Raw genomic sequence first — 23,433 nt, 5'->3', positions numbered from 1 at the left:
AACCTGTCGCTCCCGCGGGGGGGGGGGTTCTGCCCCGCCCCCGCGGCCCACCCCCCCCCCACGAGGGGGGTGGCCGGTTCGGTCAGTTCCGCAAACGCGAGCGCGTTTGCCACACGCTCGCGGATTGGTCAGCGATTCCACGCGCGCTTGACGAATGCGCTCGCGTTTGCGCCGGATGCCCAGTCATCCAGCTGACCCACGGACGAAGGATCACACCTCGAATGTGGGCAGGGTCCCTGTTTCGAGGGCTTCGGTGAGGGTGGGGGCGGCTTTGTCTTTGGCGGAGAGCTCGTAGGTCAGGGGCGATCCGTCGCGGCCGGTGGTGGGCCAGTCGATGCCCAGCGCGGGGTCGAGGGGGTTGATGTCGCGGTCCAGGGCCGGGGTGTACTCCAACGAACACAGGTACATGACGGTGGAGCCATCTTCGAGCGAGAGGATGGCGTGGCCGAGTCCTTCGGAGAGGAACACTGCTTTGCGGTCGACGTCGTCGATCAACACCGAGTCCCACTGCCCGAACGTCGGGGAGCCGACACGCAGGTCGACGATGACGTCGAGGAACGCCCCGCGGGCACAGGTGACGTATTTCGCTTGCCCGGGTGGGTTGGTGGTGAAGTGGATCCCGCGCAGCACTCCGGCGGCGGAGACCGAGCAGTTCGCCTGCTTCAGATCCAACGCTCGCCCGGTGGTCTCCTCGAACGCGGACGCTTTGAACCATTCGAAGAACACGCCGCGGTCGTCGCCGAACTGGCGTGGGGTGTATTCGTAGGCACCGGATATTTTCAGTTCACGAAAGGTCATCGGTTTCCTCGGTCGATCAGATCGAGCAGGTAGCGGCCGTACCCAGATTTGACGAGTGTCTCGGCGCGGGCGCGTAGTTCGTCGTCGGTGATGAATCCTCGTCGCCAGGCGACTTCTTCGGGGGATCCGATCTTGAGTCCTTGGCGTTGTTCGATGGTGCGCACGTAGTTGGAGGCGTCGAGGAGGGAGTCGAAGGTGCCGGTGTCGAGCCAGGCGGTGCCGCGGGGCAGGACCTCGACCTGGAGGCGGCCGGCGTCGAGGTAGTGGCGGTTGACGTCGGTGATCTCGTACTCCCCACGCGCGGAGGGGGCGAGGTCGCGGGCGATGGCGATGACGTCGTTGTCGTAGAAGTACAGGCCCGGGACGGCGTAGTTCGATTTCGGGGCGGCGGGCTTTTCTTCCAACGACACAGCTTTTCGGTTCGCATCGAATTCGATGACGCCGTAGGCGGTGGGGTCGGAGACCTCGTAGGCGAAGACGGCTCCGCCGTCGATGGTGTCGAAGCGCGAGAGTTGGGTGCCCAGGCCGGGGCCGTAGAAGATGTTGTCGCCGAGCACCAGTGCTGCGGAGTCGGTGCCGATGTGCTCGGCTCCGAGGACGAAGGCTTGGGCGAGGCCGTTGGGCTCGTGTTGGACCTTGTAGGTCAAGGAGATGCCGAATTGGGAGCCATCGCCCAGGAGGCGTGCGAATTGGTCGGCGTCCTGGGGTGTGGTGATGATGAGGATCTCGCGGATCCCGGCGAGCATGAGGGTCGAGAGGGGGTAGTAGATCATCGGTTTGTCGTAGACCGGGACCAACTGTTTGCTCACCCCCATCGTGATCGGATGAAGCCGTGAGCCCGTGCCGCCCGCCAGAATGATTCCCCGCATGAGGGCGAAGTCTTCCAGACCCTCCGATCACCCGCTCGGTTGTGTGGCCTCACTGCCACGGGATTCGATAGGGCTGAGACAGGGCTTCGGTCGTCGATGTCGGCCATTCCGACGGCCACACGATCAGCGGATCGGCTGTGAGCTCGTCCACCTCCGGAGGCAGCGGATTCGCGTCCACCTGGATTCGTTCCCAACAGCATTCACCCGACGCGACGCGGCGTGCGTAGTGGATCAGGTCGGCCGACGCTCGCGGTGAGGACGCCACGCGGGCCAGTAGTTCCGTTGTGACGGTCCGGGTTTTCAGGTCTGCGTTCGAAGCGCGTGTACGCGTGGCTTCGAGCTCTCCGCAGGATGCCATCAGTCGGTCGTAGGCAGCGCGGGCGTGCGGAGGCAGGGACTCGATCATGCGTCTTGCCATGGTTCGTCGCCGGTGCCGACGGAGAAGTCCTCGTCCGGTGTGTCGAGTACCGGTCGGATATCCGCGGTCTTGCCCGCTTCGACGGCTTGCTTGCCGTAGTCGAGGAGGTCGTTCAGCGGTCGCAGTCTGTCGTCGATCTTCTGGCCCACCTGGCCTTCGGGGTCGCCGAGCGCATCGAGGAACCCGCCGAAGTCGTCGACCACCTGCTCGATCTTCACAATGAGATCCTTGGTCAGATCCATTGCCGTCAAGCATATTTCGACGATGCTCTCCACCTGCCATGCAGTGCCGACCACCGGCACTTTCTTGAGCACGACCTTCAGCGCACCGCGGGCGTTGTCGACGGCCACTTCGGACTCGAGCAATTCGACGATCTTGCGGACCACTGCCAGCGCTGCGCCACGAAGTTGCTCGGCAATGGCTGTACAGATTGCGGCGATCGTTCGGCCGGCATGCCCTTCCCATCGCATTGCGGCGAGTTGTCGGTCGGCATAGTCGGTGAATGCCTGTGCGGCTGCACCGTTCCAGTGACCGTCGACGCGGCGTACTCCTGCAGCCAACGACTCTGCTGCGGCTTCCATGGCGTCGCCCGCAATCTGGTACGCCTGACCGATTCGACGGATTTCGTTCCAGTTGCCGGTGACAGGAATGGTCGCTTCGCGTAGCGGGTTCCACCCGGAGAGTTCGAAGATCGTTCGGTCGATCTCGCCGAGCCACTCGGAGGCATCGGCGAGCACGTCGCGGATGTCGTCGATGGCGGGATTGGTTGGAGGATAATCGATTCCGTGAGGATGACCGTAGTCAGCGGCACCGTCGAATTCGTCTATATGCCCGGCCGCGGCGTGATCCGAACTCCCGCGGTCGCTGCCGGGTAGCGGTGGCACAGATGTGTGGGCGTTGAGCAGGTCGTAATTCTTTCGATCTTGATCGGCATACAACCAGGCAGCTTTGTTCAGCTCGGCCCCCATCTCGCCGCAGTTGGCCGACAGGTGAACGTGTCGGGTGCGGGTCATCTCTTGGAAGCGCGCGATATACGGACGGAGCTTCTTCAGAATTTCTCCAACCACGTTCTCGCCGAGGCCCGCATTGTCGAGCAAGTAGTGGTGACTGGCCAGGGTATCGGCACCGATGCGATCGAAAAGATTACCGAGGCCGGCGATGTTTGTTGCGTCCGCCGAAAGGAGTTCTTTGGTCATTGCGTCACACCGTCGGGATCGCTACGGCGGAGTGTGGAAATGATGTCTTCGACGACCGAATGATCCACTGCCCCGTCGACAGCGAGGTCCCGCTTCACGAAGAACACGGCGACCGTCGCCGTCGCGAACCCGGGCACGGCAACGACATCGAACGTCCCCTCCGTGGGGTCACAGTCGGTTCGCTTGTGCACGCTCGATGCCGTGACGGTGTATCGCACAGCAGGCTCGCCTGCGACCTCGATGTCGCTCGGCTGCGAGTACTCGATTCGAGGCGGTGCGGCGGAGTCGTCGCCGAAGATGATCTCCGCGCCTCGTGCTGCGTCGAGCGCTGCGGTGTGCAGATCCATCCCGCGGCGTCCGGTCATGCCGGACATGGCAAGCGTCGACCCGTCGGATTCCGGGCAGTAATTGCTCCCGAAATCTCCGATCGAGCCGTAGACGACCGATCGACCGGCATTCGACCAACCCGCGATTCCGGTCGAAAAGTTTCGCCACTCTGCTGGTATTTCGTAAGTCCAGCCGAATTTGGTGGCGATGGGCTGCGGCTGCCCGTCGGGCACCTCGATTTGCGGTGGCGGGCGTTCCATCGACGGAAAACCCGGCGGCAGGGGCGGCGGCACGGTCGTCGAGCCCGTGGGTTTCGGCGACACCGGTGGCAGAGCCCGTACACCCTCGTACGGTCCCGGTACTTGCGGAGCCAGCTGCGGAATTGCCCACATGAACCCGAACAGCAGCGTTATCAGTGCCGCGAGACGGACAAGAATTTTTCCCAGACCCATTGACGTACTCCCCCCCGAAGTCGAACAGAAGCTAGCACGCGCGCCCGACAAGAACGGCCCACACGAGCATCCCCCGGTAAAGTGCCTGTTCATGAGAATTCTCGTCACGGGTGGGGCCGGGTTCATCGGCGCGAACTTCGTACATCAGACCCTCGCGCAGCGCCCCGACTCGCAGGTCACCGTGCTAGACAAGCTCACCTACGCCGGCAACAAGGCCTCCCTGGACCCCGTTGCCGATCGCATCGACTTCGTACACGGCGACATCGCCGACGCCGATCTCGTCGACCGCCTCGTTCGCGAGACGGATCTCGTCGTCCACTTCGCCGCCGAATCCCACAACGACAACTCGTTGACCGACCCGTGGCCGTTCGTGCACACCAACGTCATCGGCACCACCACGTTGCTCAATGCGGTCCGCGAACACGACGTCCGCTACCACCACATCTCCACCGACGAGGTCTACGGCGACCTCGAACTCGACGATCCGGCGAGATTCACCGAATCGACCCCGTACAACCCGTCGAGCCCGTACTCCTCGACCAAGGCGTCGAGCGATCTGCTGGTGCGCGCGTGGACCCGCTCGTTCGGGGTCCGTTCCACCATCTCGAACTGCTCCAACAACTACGGCCCGTATCAGCACGTGGAGAAGTTCATCCCGCGTCAGATCACCAACATCCTCAGCGGATCACCCCCCAAGCTCTACGGTGCCGGGCAGAACGTGCGCGACTGGATCCACGTCGACGACCACAACAGCGCCGTCTGGGCCATCATCGACGGCGGCCGCATCGGCGAGACCTACCTCATCGGAGCCGACGGCGAAGCGAACAACCGCACCGTCCTCGAAGCGATCCTCGAAGAAACCGGCAACGCACCCGACGCATTCGATTTCGTCACCAACCGCCCCGGCCACGACCTGCGCTACGCCATCGACTCCACCAAACTCCGCACCGAATTGGGTTGGACGCCAACCTATGTCGACTTCCGCGCAGGATTGAAAGCAACCGTCGACTGGTACCGCGACAACGAGCAGTGGTGGCGACCGCAGAAGGACGCCACCGAAGCTGTCTATGCGGCGAAAGAATCAGTGATCTGAGAATCGTGCTGTCGCCGAAGGCCACCTTCAGTGTGCTGTGGTTTCACGCGGCGTGGATAGTCGTCCTCACGCTCGCGGTCGCGGTCGGGGTTGAGAGGTTCGGATTCAACCCAACCGATCAAGGATTCGTGATTGCGCAGAGTTGGCGGCTGCTTCACGGGGAATTACCACATTTGGATATCGTGTCTGCACGTCCGCTCGGATCGGCATATCTCCATATTGTCGATATCGTGCTACCCGGACCGATGTTCATTACTTCTATATTCATTGCCAGCTTTCAGGTCGTGGTATTCACAGTGCTACTCGCGTCCTGGATTACCGGAACGCGTGTCAGAGACTGGTCCATTCTCCGCTCTGCATGTGTCAGTGGTGCGGCATTGGTGAACGTACATCAGTTTCCAATGAACGCATGGCACACGATCGATGGCATCTTTCTTACTGCTTGTGGACTCTGGGCGCTCGATCGTGGCCTCGAAACAAATCGCGTGTGTCTATACCGCGCAGGATTGTTCTTGCTGGGTTTTGCGGCAATTACAAAGCAGAGCTTCGTGCCTGCTGTAGCCGTGGGGATCGTGGTTCTCTTCATGCATCCGGTAGTGCGAGGTCAAGGCGTCAGAATTGGTCGGCGATCGGTCGATTTAGGGGTCCTGGTTGGTGCGCCGTTGATATATTTGTCGGTGGTTTCCGCTGCAGGCGGATTCGGCGACATGTTCGCTCAGTTGACGGGTGGTGCCGGCGTTGTTGGTCGGCGGTTGATTTATGCCGACGCATCCGTCGGGCAACTTGCGTGCCTGGTGATATTTGGTGTTGCCGCTTTGCTCGTAGTGCTACGGACACGGGTCCGATTGTCGAGTGCCGGTGTAGTTGTCGCGTGTGCTTTCATATTGCTGGTCATCGTCGAAGGAGGCCTGGAGCGGGCGGGAACTTGGGGGATCGTCCTGCTGTGGATGCTCGCGTTGAGCATATTGATGACGGCGTCGGTTGGACGAGTGATTCCGTGGCGCTCGATAGTGATGGTGCTATTGGCGTGGATGGTCAGTCTGTCGTGGGGTTACGATTCGCCGACCCTGATCGGTGGGTCGATCGCACTTGCCGCCATCGACCTCCTCGTCTCGCTCGGACCCGCACGTCAGAAACGCAGCCAGAGAGGCGCACTGCAGGCGGCCGCGGCGGTATTGATCGTTGGGCTCGCTGCAAGCTTCCTTGTGGTGGAGCAGGCGCAAAGTCCTTACCGGGATCTTCCGAGAGCTGAGCTGACGGCTTCCCTCGGAGCCGTCGCACCAGAGTTGCGGGGGATTCGATCGAACTCCAGTATGTTGGTCGATCTCGAACAAATAAGGGACTGCGTACGAAGTCACCCCGCGGAGAAGACAGCCGTGCTTCCGGACAACCCGTACGTTTATCCAGCTCTAGGCCTCCGAAATCCCTTCCCGCTCGACTGGATGCTGCCGATGGAATTGATAGCGGACACACGACAGAGAATCATTGCTGTAGCCGACGAGCTCAAGAATCAGGGGTCGTTTCTGATTCTCTTCTCGACTGTCACGCCGGAAGATCTGGCAATCGGTGCGCCGGTGCCGAATGGTGTGGGGCAAGAAGCACCCATTGTCGACCCCACGGGGACACTTACAGAAATTCGAGGTCGAGCGGGTGGGCAGTCAATCGTCTGCGGAAGCTTTGTAGGAGTCTGGAGTCAATGACGCGTCCTGACCGTCATCGTCAGTTCGATGCGGGCTGATCGCTAGCTGCGGGGACGCGAGAGTGGCTGTGCACCAGCATGTTACGGAGCGCTCGCGAACCGGATGCAGCGGCGATCACGCCGGCCAGTACCTCGCACAGAGTGAACACGAGTCGCGAGGCCAGGGCCAATCCCAGTGCGACACCGGCGTCCATGAACGGCGACAGTGCTGCGACCACCACGGCTTCTCGGACACCGATGCCGGACGGCACCACCACGACGAGCACGCCTGCACACATTCCGAGTGCGAGTGCGCCGATGCACTCCACCAGTCCACCGATCCGGAAACCGGCGGAGCTCGAGGCGAGGATCCACAGGTGGGTGCCGTAGAGAACCCAACTTGCGGCACACCAACCAAGTGACAACGCTATTTTGCGCGTCGTCAGCGGCGACTGTAGCGGCGCGCGGCGAAGGACCTTCAGCGCCAGATTCACCAGGCGAGTCAGGATAGGTGGGTACGCGCAGGTCAGGGCAATGGGAACCAGCACGATTACCGCCACCGCAGCGATGGTGCTGACATCGAACAGTGCAGGAAGGCCCAGAAGACCGACAACCAACGCGGAGGTCGTGCTCAGTCCTACGGTAACCAGAACCGCCACGAATCCTGCAGCTCGGGTGACACCGGCGCGTCTGACCAGCTCGGTCTGAAGAACGAATGCCCAGACACTGCCGGGCAAGTATTTGCCCAGTTGCCCCACCAGGTAGCAGCGGGCGGCGTCGAACGCCGGGATGGGATATTCCAGTGCCCCGAGTGCGTGCTGCCAGGCCCGCACCGCTGCTCCCATGCCGAGGAACACCAGCAGCGACGACCCAAGCAGTGACCAGATTCCCAGCGACAGAATGGTGTCGCGGACCTCGGACCACTGGGATCTCACTGCCAGGACGATGGCGACGACGATCGCCGCGGTGACCGCGACGCGCAGTACGGTGCCGGCAATCTTCTTTCCGCGCGAGGCCGCTACTTCCTCCGTCATCTGATCAAGGGTTTGGTGGACAGATTTCGCCACCACTCGAAGGCCGTCGCGGTTGTTTCGTTCAGAGCGGCAAGATCGGGCAGGCGGCCGTTCGAGTATGCCGAACCGACGATCTCGACCTCCGACTCTGCGTACCCCTTTCGCGTCATGCCGACCGAGTTGGCTCCGTGCAAAACTCCTGGGTTCCCGACGACGGTCGCGAATGGCGGGATGTCTTTGGTAGCGATACCGCCCATACCCACCATGGCACCAGCGCCCATGACGCGGCGCTGGTGGATGGTGCTGTTCATGCCCATGTTGCATCCGGGCCCGAGAGTGACGTGACCGCCGAACGTCACGCCTGGCGCTGCGATCGTGTTATCCCCGAGCTGTACGTCGTGTCCCACCGAGATGCGATTCATGATGAACGAGTTCGCTCCGACGACGGTGCGTCGTTCGCTTCCCTGATGGACGGCGGTGAGCTCGCGGATAACTGTGTTCTCTCCGATGTGAATTCCGCACCCGATGCTGGGTGCCACGTAGGACGAGAAATGCTCGAAACCATTGATTTCTGGGGGCGAACCGAGGACGGTCTGCGCGCCGATCCAGCAGTCGTTGCCGACCTCCAGCGGTCCGGTCAGCACTGCGAAGGGGCCGATGGTGACCCGGTCGCCGATGACCACGCCCTCGCCGATGACGGCGGTCTCGTGGATTCGACAGTCCTGGCCTATGTCGATCGGCACCTGAAATCGGCCTCCCACGTCTCTGTTGGATTTACTGCGCTGTTGTAGAAAATAACGTTACGCGCGGCAAGGCTTGTGACCGGGACCTCGTGGCAGGCGATAGTGTCGACGGGTAAAGATGCGAATCGGTACGGTTTTCCGTCGCAGCCAGATCGGTCCGAGGGGTATGTCAGTGATTGCAATTTCCAGTGTCGTTTTCGGCGAGGATGTCGAGCGTGAAGTACTCGATACCCTTCGTTCGGGCATTGTCGCGCAGGGTCCCAAGGTCAAGCGCTTCGAGGAGCAGTTCGCTGAGCTCGTCGGTGCCGGCCACGCAGTGGCAGTGAACAACGGCACGACCGCCCTCGGTGCGGCGTTGGAAATTCAGGATCTGCAGCCCGGTGACGAGGTCTTGACCAGTCCGTTCACATTCGTCGCGACGTTGAACGCAATTTTGGATGCGGGTGCCATTGTCCGATTTGCCGATATTTCTGCGGATGATTTCAACATCGACCCGGTAGACGCGGCCACGCGAATTACCGATCGCACTGCCGTACTGATGCCGGTTCATCTGTACGGCCAGTCTGCGGACATGGCCGCGATAGGCGATCTTGCGCAGCAGCACGGCCTTGCCATCGTGGAGGATGCGGCGCAGGCGCACGGTGCGACGTTCGACGGCCGCGGAGTCGGCACGTTCGGGCTCGGCTGTTTCTCCTTCTATGCCACGAAGAATTTGACCACCGCCGAGGGCGGCATGATCACCACCGACGACGAGGCCGTCGCCGACCGCTTGCGAGTCCTGCGCAACCAGGGGATGCGCGCCCGGTACCAGTACGAGGTCGTCGGTCACAACTACCGGATGACCGACTTGCAGGCCAGCCTCGGTCTACCCCAGCTTGCCGGCTATCGGACGCAGGTCGAGCAGCGTCGGCGCAACGCGGACATGCTCACCACCGGGTTGAAGGACGTTGCCGGATTGACCTTGCCCGCAGAACTCGAGCGCAGAGGGCACGTCTGGCATCAGTACACCGTGTTGGTCGACGAGGACGCCTCGATCGACCGCGACGAGCTGAGCTCGCGACTTGCCGATGCGGGTGTGGGGAGCGGAATCTACTACCCGAAGACCGCGTACGACTACGACTGCTACCGCGAACACCCGAACGTGGTCATCGAGGACATGCCGGTCGCCACGTCGGTCTCCCAGCGGTGCTTGAGTATTCCGGTACATGCGAACTTGACCGTCGATGAAATCGACACCGTCGTGTCGGCTGTTCGTTCGGCGATGGGACAGTGATGAATCCTCGGGTTGCACTGGTCGGATCGGGTCGCATGGGGTCTCTGCATGCCAGGGTCATTGCCCAGTCGGATCGCTGCGATCTGGCTGTGCTGGTCGAGCCACGGGAGAGTCAAGGTCGGGCTGTCGCCGAGCGCTTCGGCTGTGACTGGGCTGCGGAATTCGACGACCTCGCTGGTATCGATGCGGTGGTCATCGCTGCGGCGACTCCTGCTCATTACGACATCGCGTCGAGAATTCTCGAACTGGGTAAGCCAGTGTTGGTCGAGAAGCCCTTGGCCGCCACGTACGAGCAGAGTGCTGAGCTCGTGGGCAAGGCTGCGGCCGGAGACATCCCGTTGATGTGCGGGTTGCTCGAGCGGTTCAACCCCGCGGTGCGTACAGCGCGTGAGTTCGCGGGTGACGTGTGGCAGGTCAACGGCATTCGACATTCTCCGTTCGTATCGCGAATCTCGACCGGTGTGGCGACCGATCTCCTCATTCACGACGTCGATCTCGCGATTTCTTTCGTCGGTTCCGAACCGAAATCGGTTGCGGGGGAGTTCGGCTACTTCCATCCGGCATCGAAGGAAAACCATGCCGAGGACTGCGCCGATGCAATCCTTCGCTTCGAATCAGGCGCTGTGGCAACGATTTCTGCGAGTCGCATCAGTCAGCGCAAGATCCGGCAGCTGTCGCTGCTCGAATCCGACCGGCTGATCGAGATCGACCTTCTCCGCCGCGACATCACCGTCTATCGGCACATCGACGACGACATGCCGTCCGATCGAGACGGATACCAGCAGCAGACGATCATCGAGATCCCCACCATCAGGTACAGCGAAGAGCCGCTCTCGGCTCAGCTGAATCACTTCCTGGACCTCGTCGCTGGATCAGGAGATGTTGCAGCAGAACGTGACTCGATCCTTCCGGCGCACCGTGCGGTGGACGAAGCGACGAAGTCGGCGGCTCACTGATCGACCGGTCGGCGTCGCCTGACGCCGACCGCGACCGATTGCGCAACCGCAACCAGGAGACCGCCCGCGGCGAGTGCCACACCGCCGGTGGTGCCTGGCGGCGCGTACTCGATGGTCGCGGTCTCGCCGCCTTCGGGTAGGACCACCTGAAGCAACCCTCCCTCGGTTGCGCGTACCTCGGCCGGGGCCCCGTCCACGGTTGCCGTCCAACCGGGCCAGGCGAGCAAGGCAAACGTCACGACACCGGAGCCGTTGTATCGCACAGTCTCTCGGGTGTCCGTCGCGGCATCGTCCGCAAGAACGGTGACGCCGTCGCTTGCAGCGGACAGTCGCCCATCCGGCCACGCCAGCGGCGTGTTGCGGTGTGCGACGGTGACGACATCGGCATTGGTGGTCGTCCAGCGGTCGCGTGGAAGCGCATCGAAAGCGTGTAGATCTCCGTAGGGGCCACTGTTCTGAACGATGATCGTGTCGAGCCGGAGTGCATCCGCCCATGACACGCCGGTTCCGGGTGCCGTTGCCATCAACCTGTCCACTGCGTCCGGGCAGGTGACTCCGCCGTAGTAATTCAGGCACAGCGCGTCGACGAAATCCTCGTAACTGATACCGGCGTAGCTGTTCACGGCATCCACGCCGGAGGCTTGCCACGCGTTGCCGAACACCAGATCACCCCATTGCGACGTGGGAGCGTCGTCGGGAATGGAATCCGTGTCGGCGATCGCGAATGTGTTGCCGGTGTACCTGCTGTCCAAGCGGTCTTCCAGAAACGCAACCTGGCGGGGAAAACGCCAGGGTGTGACGTTGTCGTTGCTCTGGAACCATGCGTTCGTCTGAAGCGCGAGGGTGGCCACTATTCCCACGACGAGGACGCCGCCGAAGACGCGTGGTGCTCGATAGGCTGCGGTGACAGCCGCTATCGTCAGCACGCCGCAGACCAGCAGTGCCAAGGCATGGATGCCGAGGTCGTCCGGAACACTCGACCACGCCAGGTAGAACTGCAGCACCAGAAGTGCAGCCGTGATCGAGGCTCGGAGTCGAAGCCTTTCCCGGTGCAGACCGGCGCTGGCCGCAACCGCTGTGACAATCAGTAGGGGCAATTGGCCGTATTCGATCAATCTGATCGGCCAGCGAAAAAGCCACAGGTTCGACGGTCCGAGTAACAACACGGCATAGACGCCTGCGAAGACGGCCAGCGATACGGCACTTTTCCGCAGGTTACCGAGTGTGCGCCACCTGATCCACGGGCTCAACGGAACGAGAAACCACACCAGGTAGCCGATGGGGACGGTCATGAAGCTGGCCCCGAACGACTCGACCATCGGCAGATGAGTCGGGCTGCTGACGTTGATCAAATCGCCCAGTCCGGGGCGGAGGGTTCCGTCGTTGGACACTCCGGACTGGTTTCGCACCGACACATCGGTGGTGAAGGCGAGCGGGAGGTAGACGATCAAGGACATCGCCAGGATCGATACTCCGCTGACGATCAGCGACAAGATGCGCCGATAGTTGCCCAGCGCCAAGACCTCTGCGATGACAGCGAGATACACGACGGCGACCGCGACGGCACCGTACGGATTGCCGGTCGTCATGGCCATGAAGCCGAAGAAGATGGGAACTATTGGATTCACTCGGCCGAGGGCAGCGGACCGCGTGGACCACCAGACGTGTGGGATCCACGCGAAGGCGAACAGGCCCGACGCCCAACTGGAGGCATCGAAGTACAGCGTGTAGCCGGCGAACGGCATCGCGAAACCGGCCACGAACGCCATCGACGTTCGTGCGCCGTACTGCTTCGCCAGGATGTAGACGCCGACGGCGAGAATCGCCATGAACTGCATCTTGACCAACGTGATGCCGATGGCCAGATTCGGAATTGCCGCGATCAGCGCGGAATTGGCCAACAGCAGCGGGTTGTAGGTGCCGTAGAGCGCCTCGGCGGTGACGTTTCCGCCGGCCCACAGTTCCGGCAGCAGCGTCGGCCACGATCCTGACAGCAGTCGCTCGCCGATCACCCGCCATCCCGGTGTGAACGCCGCTGCACTGTCGTCCCAGTAGTAGAACCATCGGTTCGTGAGCATGGGGATCGCCGCGGCGACCGCGACGGTCAGGGCGAGAACCGCGGGCGGCAGTACACGCGCAGCCCAGGGGCGATCAGAAGTCACGAAACGCCTTCGTCGGTGATGGTCGGTGAGCATCGGACAGTCCGTTGCAGCGTAGTGTTTCGTCCGTTCGTGGTTTTCGACAGGCGCTGAAAGGGTGACTGTGTTCTCTGGTCCCGCTCCGAGTTCGCGGCCGGACGCGGTCGAATTGTCGGTGGTCATACCTGCCCACAATTCTGCCCGAGTCATCGAATCCACTGTGGATGCCTTCGTCGAGTACTTGTCCGGCAGTCCTGCGGAAATTATCGTCATCGAGAACGGTTCGACCGACTCCACGGCAGACATCTGTGCACGGCTTGCGGCTGATTGGACTCATCCCACCGTCGGGCTGTCCGTGCTGACCAGCGCCAAGGGCATGGGTAACGCGCTTCGACTGGGCGTCGAGCAGTCTCGCGGCGACCGCGTGCTGCTGACCGCCGACGATCTTCCATTCGGGTTCGACGATCTGAACGCGGCTGCGGAATGGACCTCCGAAACCGGGTCGACTCCATTGGTGGCCATCGGCTCGAAGGCGCATCCGGAGTCTGCTGTGCAACGTGGGGTGCTTCGCGCCGTGATGACCTTCGGTTTCACGTCGCTCCGCAGAATCGTGCTGGGCACTCGAACGAAGGACCCGCAGGGAACGTTCATCGTCGATGGCACCCTTCTGCGTGCGGTGGCTCCGCAGCTGATCGAACCGGGTTTCCTGTTCACCACCGAATTGGATTACGCGGTGGAATTGGCCGGTGTCCGTCCTGTGGAGCTGCCGGTTCGTCTGTCCGAATCGCACCGGAGCGAGCCCAGCCGGGTTGCGATCGGGGATGTCGTGAAGATGGCCCGGGGCCTGCTGTCGTTGCGAGGGCGGCGTCACGAACTACTGGCGGCCGCACAAGCCGGTCGTCAGGCTGTGGACGCCTGAAGCGATCCGCTCCGGGCTATTGCGAGTGACCACTCTCTAAGTTATGGTTTCGTCATTCTATGACGGAGGTCACATGTACCCGAACATTCCTTTCGATGTCGTCATCGCCGGCGGAACCGTGTACGACGGATCCGGCGGCCCTGGAGTTCGGGCGGATGTGGGCATCGTCGACGGCGTCGTGCGGGCCGTGTCGTCCACTCCCCTCGAGGCGGGCGCGACGACCGAGGTGGTCGACGCCACCGGCAAGTGGGTCACGCCGGGCTTCGTGGACGTACACACCCATTACGACGCAGAGGTGTTGGTCGGGCCGGGTCTCGAAGAATCCGTCCGGCACGGGGTCACGACGGTTCTCCTGGGCAACTGTTCGTTGTCGACGCTCTATTCCACTCCGGTCGACATCGCGGACCTGTTCAGTCGGGTCGAGGCGCTGCCGCGAGATCATGTCCTCAAAGCCGTCGATGCGCACAAAAATTGGAACAGTCCCGACGAGTACATCGCAGCCCTCGAGCGCCTGCCTCTCGGGCCCAATATTGCTGCGTTGGTCGGTCATTCGGATCTGCGCGCGCACGTGATGGGGTTGGATCGCTCAACCGATCGCAGTCAGAAGCCCACTCGCGAGGAATGGCATGCCATGTCCGACGCGCTCGAGAAGGCGCTCGATGCCGGGCTGCTCGGAATGTCGACCATGACGAACCCATGGGACAAGTTGGACGGCGATCGATACCGGTCTCGTTCGTTACCGTCCTCGTATGCGCGGTGGAGCGAATTCCGTTCTCTGCACAAGATTCTGCGTCGACGCGGTCGGTTGTTGCAGAGCATTCCGAACCTGAACACCAAGTACGACATGTTGTTCTTCCTCGCCTCGGCCACCGGGGTCGGCCGCACTCCGCTCAAGATCTCGTTGCTGGCGGCGGCCGATGCCAAGGCGTCGCCGTGGATCCATCGCGTCTTCGGCCCGCTCGCCCGGATGGTCAACGGCCCGGGCAAGGGCCAGTTCCGCTGGCAGCACCTCCCCACCACGTTCGACGTGTATTCCGACGGCATCGATCTCGTGGTGTTCGAGGAGTTCGGCTCCGGCCGCGCCGCACTGCATCTTCGAGAAGAGTTGGGACGCAACGAGTTGCTGTCCGACGAGGCCTACCGCCGCTGGTTCCGTGCCGACTTCGAGAAGAAGTTCAGCTCGCGCGTCTGGCATCGCGACTTCGCCGACGCCGAGATCACCGAATGCCCCGACGCGTCGGTCGTCGGAAAGAACATCGCGGAGGTCGCAGCCGAACGTGGTGTGCACGTGGTCGACGCATTCCTCGATCTGGTGGTCGAGCACGGCCGAAAGTTGCGCTGGCACACGACGGTTGCCAATCACCGCAAGCGGCAGATGGACAAGCTGATCAATCAGCCCGGGGTGACCGTGGGGTTCTCCGATGCCGGTGCTCATCTGCGCAACATGGCGTTCTACAACTTCGGCATTCGGTTGCTGCACCGCGTGCACGACGCGCGAAACGATCGCCGGCCGTTCATGACCGTGGAGAAGGCCGTGCACAAGCTCAGCGGCGAACTGGCCGACTTCTACGGTGTCGACGCCGGGCACCTGCGGGTGGGGGACCGTGCCGATATCGTCGTGATCGACCCGAAGGGGCTGAACGAGGATGTCCTGGCCTATCGCGAGGAGACCATGCCGGAATTCGGTGGCCTGAGCCGCATGGTCAATCGCAACGACCGAGCGGTCACCGCCACTCTGGTCGCGGGCCGAGTCGTGTTCTCCGGCGGCACCTTTGCGCCCTGGTTCGGTGTGTCCGAGCGGGCCGGTAGCTTCCTGCGGGCAGGCACTCCCACGGCCCCTCGACGCCGGGAGCGTGTGTGAGTGGCGAGTCAACACCAGCGCCGAACCGAGACCATCGGAAAACTGCTCGACGCGACTATCGCATCGTTGTGCGAGAAGGGTTACGCCGCAACCAGCGTCAGTGAAATCGTCAGCCGGGCCGGAGTGTCGTCCGGGGCCATGTTTCGGCATTTCGACACCAGGCTCGACCTGATCGTCGCCGCAGCCGACGAGATTCGTCGATGTCAGTTCGAGGAGTTTCGCCGCGGCCTGTCCGGTTTCGGGAGCGCGTCCATCGAGCACTGTCTCGAACTGCTCAGAGCAGCGTGCCGCGCCCCGATCAACGGGGCCTGGTACGAGCTGTTGACCGCCGCCCGCAGCGACGACGAGCTGCGAGAGAGACTGCAGCCGTTCACCGTTCGATATCACGAGCAGATCGCCGAACTTGCTCGTGCGCTTCCCGTTGCCGGCGTGATCGATCCGCAGCATCTGGAAACGGTGGTCTTCAGCGTCGTCCACCTGCTCGACGGCGAGGCGTTGGCAGCCGTGGTCCATCCGCAGCCCGAGCAGGAAGCCATGCGGCTGAGGATGATTGCTCACCTGCTGCGCGGTGGCGCACTGCACGCCCTGACCGACGCGGGATGACTCACTGGACGGTACGCATCGCCGGTGCTGAGCTTCCCGTCTTCGAATACGGGGACCCGTCGGCTGAGTCCACAGTGCTGCTGGTGCACGGCTATCCCGACAACCGTCACGTGTTCGGCCCGCTGATCACCGCGCTGGGTGACGCGGTCCGGGTGATCGCCTACGACACACGAGGCAGCGGAGCGTCCGTGCTGGAGCCCGCGGCAGACGTCGCCATCGAGCAGCTGGCGCGGGACGCCTTCGCGGTGGTCGAGTCGATTCCGGGCCTCACCGGCAAGGTCCACGTCTTCGCCCACGACTGGGGGTCGGTCCAGATGTGGGAGGCGATGGCCTCGCCTCGGGCGAGCACCGCATTCGCGTCGTACACGTCGGTGTCGGGCCCGAGTCTGGATCATCTGCGGCAGGTGGCGCGGGCGCGGTCGGTCCGGCCGCATCGGTGGCCGTCACTGGTGGGCCAGTTGGCCAGGTCCTGGTACGTCTTCGGGTTTCACGTGCCCGTCCTGCGAACGCGAATACCGGCTCTGCTGGCCCGACTGCAGGCCGAGGGCGAGCCGACCCCGACGGCGGCCGACCAGCAGCGCGGCATCGCGCTGTACCGGGCCAACGTGCTGCGGCGGGTGTTCCGTGGACCCGATCCGCGCTGCGTCGTCCCGACCACCGTGGTGGTCCCGACACACGACCCGATGCTGTCGACGAACCTCACCGACGGTCTCGATCGGTGGATCCCCGACCTGCGCGTCGTTCACGTCGAGGCGGGTCACTGGTGGCCGTACACGCACCCGGCCGACGCCGCTCGCGTGCTGATGGAGAGGGGGCGGGAAGGGGAGTAGGTGGCGAGCAGTGCGGCGAGCGTCGGACGGATCGGCCGTGGGCTGTGCAACCATGGTCAGTGGTCTTCTTCTCGGTACGGCCACACCTGTGATCGCTCGAACTGTCACTACTCGAACTGGATGGGGTATTTCTCGGTATGGACGGCACTGCTCTCGATCGTCTCGGTTCCTCGGACGTGCCGGCTGCCGCCGGCGGTGACGACACGGCCGAACTGACAGTTCAGAGGCTCCTGTTCGACGGCCCGTCGCCCCTGGTCAGCGCAGACATGTACAGCGAGGTCCGCAAGGGCAACGCCGAGCGCACCCGCACCGGTGTCCGGATCGCCAAGCGCAGCGTCGTACATACCAACAGCTACTTCGGACGGTTCCCGGCCAGCTACTGGCAGCGGTGGACGACGGTGACCGAGGTGGTCTTCCAGGCCACCGTTGCAGGCGCGGGCCGCGTGGATCTGGTGGCCACCGACTACAAGGGCCACCAGCGCACGATGGCCAGCACCACCGTCGATTCCGCGAACGCGTCGACGCGATTGTCGGTCCCCGTTGCGACGACGCAGTTCCTCGACGGCGGCGCTCTGTTCGTACGCTTCACCACGACGTCCAGCGAGTTGTCGGTGCAGGACGCGGAATGGACCGTCGCCGCACCGGAGAAGCTGCGTCCCACCTCGGTGGTGATCTGCACGTTCAATCGCGCCGACGACTGCGCCAACACCGTCGCTGCCATGGCCGACGATCCCATCGCTCTGCTCGGTGTCGACAACGTCTACGTCGTCGATCAGGGCACCGATCAGGTGCAGACGCGCGAGAAGTTCCAGCGCGTCGCGGCCGAACTGGGCGACAAGCTCGTCTACATCACGCAGCCCAACCTCGGCGGCGCGGGCGGATTCACTCGCGGGCTCTACGAGGTGCAGGGCAAGGGCGGCGATCCGGCCAACGTGATCTTCATGGACGACGACGTGCTGTGCGAGCCCGAGGCAATCGTGCGCATGAATTCGTTCGCGAACATGACCGTCGAGCCGGCGATCATCGGTGCCCAGATGCTGTACCTGCTGCACCCCGACCGCGTGCACGTCGGTGCCGAGGTGGCCAACCTGCAGAAGCTCGAGGCCGGAGTCCACGTCAAGAACGCGGTATCGGACAAGAGCGCATTCAAGCGCAAGCGTCAGCAGGACGTCCGCGTCGACGCCGGATACAACGGCTGGTGGTCGTGCCTCATCCCGTCGGAGATCGTCGGGCAGGTCGGCTACCCGTTGCCGCTGTTCTTCCAGTGGGACGACATCGAGTACGGATACCGTTCGCGCGCAAACGGATTCGCCACCGTCACGCTGCCGGGCGCAGCGGTGTGGCACGCCGACTTCGCGTGGAAGGACTGGGACGAGTGGCACCGCTACTTCAACCTGCGCAACGGCATGATCACCGCCGCCCTGCACATCGAACTCGACGGTAAGACGCTCGCCAAGCAGCTGTTCACCGACCTGCTTCGCTACCTGGTGTCGATGCAGTATGGCATGGCGTACACGCTGATCAAGTCCGTCGAAGACTTCCTGGCCGGTCCGGAACATCTGCTCGACGGCGGCATGGACGCGGCCGGTTCCATCCGGCGTGAGCGCGCAGCGTACGGAGAAACCAAGCGGCACAACGCCAACGACGTTCCGGGGGTGCGTCCGGCCGATATGTTCATCACCCCGGCCGGCCCACACCCGAAGAAGAGCATGGAATTCGCCGTGCTCGCCAAGCGCGTCCTCAACCAGTGGCGCGGCACGGTGGATCCAGGCCCCGTTTCCATCTCGGCCGACGACGCGCACTGGTGGCACGTCTCGCTGTTCTCCCACGCGATCGTCACCGACCGCTCGCAGGAGGGCGTCCGAGTTCGCAAGCGCAACAAGGCACATGCCGTCGAGCTGCTCAAGCGCGGGGTGTCGGCACTCAAGCGTCTGCGCACCGAGACACCCACCGTGGCAGCGTCGTACCGCGCCGCCGTCCCACAGCTGACGAGCCGCGAGAACTGGGCTCGTCTCTACGGGCAGTAGCTAGTTCGACCGGACCTTGGGTGCCGTGCGAATCCGTACGACGACCTGTTCGTTGTCGGCGGTGTACCCGAGGTAGTCGAATTCGGTGCCGGTGCGTGCGACGAATTCCGTCCACGCCCGGTACTCGTGGTTGCGCCAGCCGGGGAAGTTGAAGTACTCGTCGAACACGATGACGGTGCCCACTGCGAGTCGATCGGCCACGAGGTCCAGCACGGTGACCGTCGACGAGTACAGGTCGGCGTCGAGGTGCAGGAAGGCCAATTTCTCGTGGTGGCCCTTCAGGAATCCCGGCAGCGAATCCTCGAACAGCCCCGGGACGATCTGTGCGCCGGGCACTTCGGGGATCGTGTCCTGCTCGAAGAGTCCCTTCGGAAAGCCCGTACGCCAGGTCTCGGGTAGGCCGGAGAACACGTCGAATCCGGCGACGACGGTGATGTCCTTACGCGACGCCAATTCCTCGGCGATGATCTCGAGCGTCGTCCCGCTGGCCACTCCGAACTCGAGCGCCATGCCGCGGATGGAGACCTCACCGAGTGCGAATCGCAGCGTGGCGTGCGGCCGCAGGAAGGTCGGGGCCTCCGGCATCATCTCTTCGGCGAACTCTGCGCTCTGGGCGGCGGCTTCGACGTCGGAAGCGTACGGAATGTCGCGACGCATCCGCATTTCGAGACCGCGAATGAAGGCGTGCAAATCGTCGATCTCACGTCGTTGACGTTCGAGGACGTCGAGCAATTTCGCTTGCTGATCGCTGGTCTGCTCGGCCAGCTGCGCGGTCTGCTGCGCCAGAACCTCACCGATTGCTCGTTGAAGTTTTTCTCGAGCCGACGACTTGATGCGATCCGCGAGCTTCCGAGGTTCCGTCATGGGCACACGGTAGCCGGTGGGGACGCGTTCGCAAACACGTCAGGGCTTACGAAAGTGCTCTCGACGGCCGAGTCCGCGCAACCGGAACCACTCCGCCAGACCGCGAGGATTCCTGGTGGTGATCAGGAAGAACCAGGTGAAGCGAATCCACTCCTGCGGCAACAGCTTTCGCATGCCTGGCTGCGACATCAAGTAACCGCGGTTGCGGTAGGTGAAGTACCGCTTGGTCGCATCCTCCGGGTACTGCGTGTGCATCCGCCCACCGAGGATCGGCTTGAACTCCTCGGCCCCGTTGGGGTGGACGTACGCGGCCGTGAGACACGTTCCGAACTTCAGGCCCGAGCGCTGCAATCGGCGGTGTACCTCCACCTCGTCGCCGCGCACGAACAGCCGCAGATCGGGCACGCCCACCGCATCGATCGTCGACGCCTTGAACAGGGCACCGTTGAACAACGACGCGATGCCTTCGAGCAGATCGTCGTCCGGATTCTCCGGGTCGATCAACTCCGAGCGAAGACGACGCCACTCGACGCCGCGTCGCAGCGGAAACGCCAAGCGATCCGGATCCTCGATGTCACAGACGACGGGGGAGACCTCGTCCAGTCCGTGCGCGAGCGCACAGTCGTAGAGGGTCTCGAGCACCTTCGGGCCCTCGGGGCGGCCGTCGTCGTCGGCGAGAAACACCCAGTCTGCACCGAGCGAGAGGGCGTACAGAATGCCGAGCGCGAATCCGCCTGCGCCACCCAGGTTGTGCTGCGAGCCGAGGTACGTCGTCGGCAGGGCCGTCGAGTCCACCAACTCACGCACGGCCGGCTCGTTCGCATTGTCGACGACGACCAGATGATCGAGCGGACGTGTCTGGGCACCGATGACGTCCAACGACAGAGCCAACAACTCCCGACGCTTGTGCGTGACGATGACCCCGATGATCCGGTCAGGCACCGGCTTGCCCATCAGGTCCGTCTTCCCGCTCGATCTCTTTCAGGATCTGCGCGACGTGGTCTCCGGCGTCGTCGCCGTCGTATGCCCGCACCACGTCCTCGATGCCGCCCTGCTGCCGAATCTGGCCGTGATCGATCCACATCGCGGTATCGCACAACTGAGCCAGGAATTCGTTGGAGTGGCTGGCGAACACCAGGATTCCCGAGCGCTTCACCAACTGCTGCAGTCGGTGCCGGGCCTTCTTCATGAACTCCGCGTCGACGGCACCGATGCCCTCGTCGAGCAGCAGGATCTCCGGGTCGATGCTGGTGACGACGCCCATCGCGACGCGCACCCGCATACCTGTGGAGTAGGTGCGCAGCGGCATGTCGAGGTAGTCGCCGAGTTCGGTGAAGTCGGCGATCTCGTCCATCTTCGCGAGCATCTGCTTGCGCGTCTGGCCGAGGAACAGGCCGCGGATGATGATGTTCTCGTAACCGGAGATCTCCGGGTCCATGCCGACGCCCAGATCGAACACCGGCGCGACGCGGCCGCGGATGGTGGCGCTGCCTCGCGTCGGCTCGTAGATGCCCGAGAGCAGCCGCAGCAGCGTCGACTTGCCCGCGCCGTTGTGACCCACCAGGCCGACGCGATCGCCGTCCTTCAGGTTCATCGTGATGTTCTTGAGGGCCTCGACGACGACGACGTCGGAGGAGTTCCGGTCGATGGCACCGCCGGCTTTGCCGAGGAACGCCTTCTTCAAGGACCGCGTCTTGGCGTCGAAGATCGGGAAGTCGACGCATGCGTCATGGGTACTGATGCTGATGGACAACTGCTGACCCCTAAACCCAGTAGGGCACGCGGGCCCGGTACTTCTTGAGAGCGACGATGGCCAGCGCCCACCCGACGACGGTGAACCCGAGCACGATGTACCAGTGGTACGCCTGCTGGTCCTCGCCGATCAGAGGGGCCCGGATGATGTCGAGGTAGTGGAAGAGCGGGTTGATCTCGACGAGCTTGGCGCGTTTCGCGGCCTCGCCGCCCATCTGGACCAGTCCCGAGGTGGTCCACACGATCGGCGTCATGAAGAACATCAGCGTGACGAAGCTGCCGAGGATCGGGGCGATGTCGCGGTAGCGGGTGGCGATGATGCCGAAGAGGATCGACACCCACACCGCGTTGAGCAGAATCAGGACCAGCGCCGGGATCGCGAAGATCACCGTCCAGTGCAGTCCGCCGGGCGGCCAGAAGATCGCGATGATGATCACGTAGATCAGCAGGTTGTGGCCGAGCAGCAGGAGCTGACGCCACACCAGGCGATACACGTGCACGCTGAGCGCACTGGGCAGCTGCTTGATCAGACCCTCGTTGGCGACGAAGACGTCTCCGCCCTCGAGAATCGCGGCACTGATGAGGTTCCAGATGATCAGGCCGACCGTGACATGCGGCAGGAACTCGCGCAGATCGATGTCGAGAAGGACCGAATACAGCAGGCCCATGGCGATGGCCTGGACGCCGGTGGCGATGGTGATCCAGAACGGGCCGATCACCGACCGTCGATAGCGCTGCTTGATGTCCTGCCAGCCGAGATGCAGCCACAGCTCACGCTGGTTGAACCCGGTCCGCAGGTCGCCGAACGCGCGCCGATAAGTCTGTGAGTCCGAAACCGGAGCAGGCATCTGTTCTCCTGCCTCGCTCTCGGGATCCTTCGCTGGTGCCGACACGACGGTCGACACTACCTGTAATCGACCATGCAGCTCATTTTGCGAGCGTGTGTGTGGTGTTACAGGTACTGGCCGGTACCGCTGCCGTGGCCGCCGCCCGGTGTGGGCATGACGCCGGGAGGCAATGCACCCTGACGCATCTGCTCGAGCTGGGCCCGTGCGGCCATCTGCTGAGCGAACAGTGCCGTCTGGATGCCGTGGAACAGTCCTTCGAGCCAGCCGACGAGCTGAGCTTGCGCGATCCGCAGTTCGGCGTCGGTGGGCACGACGTCGTCGCCGAACGGCAGCACCAGACGCTCGAGCTCGTCGCGCAGCTCCGGGGCCAAGCCCTGCTCGAGCTCCTGGATGGACGATTTGTGGATTTCCTTGAGCCGATTGCGGCTGGCGTCGTCGAGAGGTGCCGCGCGCACTTCTTCGAGCAGTTGCTTGATCATCGTGCCGATGCGCATCACCTTGGCGGGCTGTTCCACCATCTCCGAGAGGTCCGATCCGTCGGACGACTCCTCGTTTGCCGCCGAGCCGGAAGCGCGGGCTGCAGCAGCGGTGGCTTCCTCGCGGCTCAGTGCGAGTGGCTCTCCGTTGGGGCCGATCACGACGACGTGATCGCCGGGTGCATTGTTCGACTCGGATTGCGTCATGCATCCATCTTTACGCGTCGCCTGCCGTTGCGCGATCGACAGGGGCGATTATCCTGGTTCGGTCGTTCGCAACCGGGGTGTCAGGAGGATCG

22 protein-coding genes are annotated in these 23,433 nt (G+C 63.3%); 9 read left to right on the top strand and 13 right to left on the bottom strand.

Going from position 1 to position 23,433, the window contains the following annotated elements:
* Positions 1-210 precede the first annotated feature (210 nt).
* The 5 genes from rfbC to AB0O58_RS25260 are packed head-to-tail and all read right to left on the bottom strand — an operon-like array spanning position 211 to position 4,060.
* Positions 211-798, bottom strand: a complete 588-nt coding sequence (gene rfbC / locus AB0O58_RS25280; RefSeq protein ID WP_283316475.1) for a dTDP-4-dehydrorhamnose 3,5-epimerase — start codon at positions 796-798, stop codon at positions 211-213.
* Positions 795-1,667 carry a glucose-1-phosphate thymidylyltransferase RfbA gene (rfbA, locus tag AB0O58_RS25275; protein ID WP_283548691.1) on the bottom strand — a complete coding sequence of 291 codons (873 nt, stop codon included), beginning with the start codon at positions 1,665-1,667 and terminating at the stop codon, positions 795-797. The genes rfbC and rfbA overlap by 4 nt, the downstream gene beginning before the upstream one ends.
* 49 nt (positions 1,668-1,716) lie before the next feature.
* Complete coding sequence (locus AB0O58_RS25270; protein ID WP_032382989.1) at positions 1,717-2,073, bottom strand: hypothetical protein; 357 nt, start codon at positions 2,071-2,073, stop codon at positions 1,717-1,719.
* Positions 2,070-3,281, bottom strand: a complete 1,212-nt coding sequence (locus AB0O58_RS25265) for a hypothetical protein (RefSeq protein ID WP_366238957.1) — start codon at positions 3,279-3,281, stop codon at positions 2,070-2,072. The genes AB0O58_RS25270 and AB0O58_RS25265 overlap by 4 nt, the downstream gene beginning before the upstream one ends.
* Positions 3,278-4,060, bottom strand: a complete 783-nt coding sequence (locus AB0O58_RS25260) for a hypothetical protein (RefSeq protein WP_241258282.1) — start codon at positions 4,058-4,060, stop codon at positions 3,278-3,280. Before AB0O58_RS25260 ends, AB0O58_RS25265 begins: the two co-directional genes overlap by 4 nt.
* Before the next feature lie 91 nt (positions 4,061-4,151).
* Here AB0O58_RS25260 and rfbB point away from each other — a divergent pair, with 91 nt between their 5' ends.
* Together rfbB and AB0O58_RS25250 are read left to right on the top strand one after the other, a co-directional pair.
* On the top strand, positions 4,152-5,153 hold the full coding sequence (rfbB, locus tag AB0O58_RS25255; protein WP_366238956.1) for a dTDP-glucose 4,6-dehydratase: 1,002 nt from the start codon (positions 4,152-4,154) through the stop codon (positions 5,151-5,153).
* Positions 5,093-6,853: a hypothetical protein gene (locus AB0O58_RS25250; protein WP_366238955.1), complete on the top strand. Its 1,761-nt coding sequence runs from the start codon at positions 5,093-5,095 to the stop codon at positions 6,851-6,853. Before rfbB ends, AB0O58_RS25250 begins: the two co-directional genes overlap by 61 nt.
* A gap of 19 nt (positions 6,854-6,872) precedes the next feature.
* Here AB0O58_RS25250 and AB0O58_RS25245 read toward each other — a convergent pair whose 3' ends face one another.
* Together AB0O58_RS25245 and AB0O58_RS25240 are read right to left on the bottom strand one after the other, a co-directional pair.
* Positions 6,873-7,865 (bottom strand): lysylphosphatidylglycerol synthase transmembrane domain-containing protein, encoded by a 993-nt coding sequence (locus AB0O58_RS25245; RefSeq protein ID WP_366238954.1) that lies wholly within the window; start codon positions 7,863-7,865, stop codon positions 6,873-6,875.
* Complete coding sequence (locus tag AB0O58_RS25240; protein ID WP_366238953.1) at positions 7,862-8,587, bottom strand: acyl-ACP--UDP-N- acetylglucosamine O-acyltransferase; 726 nt, start codon at positions 8,585-8,587, stop codon at positions 7,862-7,864. Before AB0O58_RS25240 ends, AB0O58_RS25245 begins: the two co-directional genes overlap by 4 nt.
* Positions 8,588-8,759: 172 nt before the next feature.
* Here AB0O58_RS25240 and AB0O58_RS25235 point away from each other — a divergent pair, with 172 nt between their 5' ends.
* Together AB0O58_RS25235 and AB0O58_RS25230 are read left to right on the top strand one after the other, a co-directional pair.
* The gene (locus tag AB0O58_RS25235) at positions 8,760-9,860 is read left to right on the top strand and encodes a DegT/DnrJ/EryC1/StrS family aminotransferase (RefSeq protein ID WP_206498652.1); all 1,101 of its coding nucleotides are present in this window, start codon (positions 8,760-8,762) and stop codon (positions 9,858-9,860) included.
* A complete protein-coding gene (locus tag AB0O58_RS25230) occupies positions 9,860-10,816 on the top strand; it encodes a Gfo/Idh/MocA family oxidoreductase (RefSeq protein ID WP_206498653.1) in 957 nt (318 codons plus the stop codon). The genes AB0O58_RS25235 and AB0O58_RS25230 overlap by 1 nt, the downstream gene beginning before the upstream one ends.
* On the opposite strand, the gene AB0O58_RS25225 is transcribed toward AB0O58_RS25230, so the two are convergent.
* The gene (locus tag AB0O58_RS25225; protein WP_219519241.1) at positions 10,810-12,978 is read right to left on the bottom strand and encodes a hypothetical protein; all 2,169 of its coding nucleotides are present in this window, start codon (positions 12,976-12,978) and stop codon (positions 10,810-10,812) included. The genes AB0O58_RS25230 and AB0O58_RS25225 overlap by 7 nt on opposite strands.
* A gap of 94 nt (positions 12,979-13,072) precedes the next feature.
* Here AB0O58_RS25225 and AB0O58_RS25220 point away from each other — a divergent pair, with 94 nt between their 5' ends.
* From AB0O58_RS25220 to AB0O58_RS25200, 5 genes are all read left to right on the top strand, one after another.
* Positions 13,073-13,873 carry a glycosyltransferase gene (locus AB0O58_RS25220; protein WP_032382985.1) on the top strand — a complete coding sequence of 267 codons (801 nt, stop codon included), beginning with the start codon at positions 13,073-13,075 and terminating at the stop codon, positions 13,871-13,873.
* 73 nt (positions 13,874-13,946) lie between these two features.
* Positions 13,947-15,734, top strand: a complete 1,788-nt coding sequence (locus AB0O58_RS25215) for an amidohydrolase family protein (RefSeq protein ID WP_366238952.1) — start codon at positions 13,947-13,949, stop codon at positions 15,732-15,734.
* Positions 15,735-16,337: a TetR/AcrR family transcriptional regulator gene (locus AB0O58_RS25210; RefSeq protein WP_366238951.1), complete on the top strand. Its 603-nt coding sequence runs from the start codon at positions 15,735-15,737 to the stop codon at positions 16,335-16,337. It abuts the gene before it with no gap.
* Positions 16,334-17,167 (top strand): alpha/beta fold hydrolase, encoded by an 834-nt coding sequence (locus AB0O58_RS25205; RefSeq protein ID WP_032374158.1) that lies wholly within the window; start codon positions 16,334-16,336, stop codon positions 17,165-17,167. Before AB0O58_RS25210 ends, AB0O58_RS25205 begins: the two co-directional genes overlap by 4 nt.
* Before the next feature lie 137 nt (positions 17,168-17,304).
* On the top strand, positions 17,305-19,194 hold the full coding sequence (locus AB0O58_RS25200; RefSeq protein WP_366238950.1) for a glycosyltransferase: 1,890 nt from the start codon (positions 17,305-17,307) through the stop codon (positions 19,192-19,194).
* Here AB0O58_RS25200 and AB0O58_RS25195 read toward each other — a convergent pair whose 3' ends face one another.
* From AB0O58_RS25195 to AB0O58_RS25175, 5 genes are all read right to left on the bottom strand, one after another.
* Positions 19,195-20,058 (bottom strand): TylF/MycF/NovP-related O-methyltransferase, encoded by an 864-nt coding sequence (locus AB0O58_RS25195; RefSeq protein ID WP_032366779.1) that lies wholly within the window; start codon positions 20,056-20,058, stop codon positions 19,195-19,197.
* Positions 20,059-20,097: 39 nt separating this feature from the next.
* On the bottom strand, positions 20,098-21,012 hold the full coding sequence (locus AB0O58_RS25190; protein WP_032382979.1) for a glycosyltransferase family 2 protein: 915 nt from the start codon (positions 21,010-21,012) through the stop codon (positions 20,098-20,100).
* Complete coding sequence (locus tag AB0O58_RS25185; protein ID WP_186439974.1) at positions 20,993-21,805, bottom strand: ABC transporter ATP-binding protein; 813 nt, start codon at positions 21,803-21,805, stop codon at positions 20,993-20,995. The genes AB0O58_RS25190 and AB0O58_RS25185 overlap by 20 nt, the downstream gene beginning before the upstream one ends.
* A 16-nt stretch (positions 21,806-21,821) precedes the next feature.
* On the bottom strand, positions 21,822-22,658 hold the full coding sequence (locus AB0O58_RS25180; RefSeq protein ID WP_167669101.1) for an ABC transporter permease: 837 nt from the start codon (positions 22,656-22,658) through the stop codon (positions 21,822-21,824).
* A 104-nt stretch (positions 22,659-22,762) separates the two neighbouring features.
* Positions 22,763-23,341, bottom strand: coding sequence for a bacterial proteasome activator family protein (locus tag AB0O58_RS25175; RefSeq protein ID WP_027494774.1), 579 nt, complete (start codon positions 23,339-23,341; stop codon positions 22,763-22,765).
* Positions 23,342-23,433: the final 92 nt, after the last annotated feature.

It is taken from the genome of Rhodococcus sp. NPDC080181 (assembly GCF_040702225.1).
Taxonomy (GTDB): Bacteria; Actinomycetota; Actinomycetes; order Mycobacteriales; family Mycobacteriaceae; genus Rhodococcoides; species Rhodococcoides fascians.
This window is presented reverse-complemented; position numbering and strand designations above follow the sequence as displayed.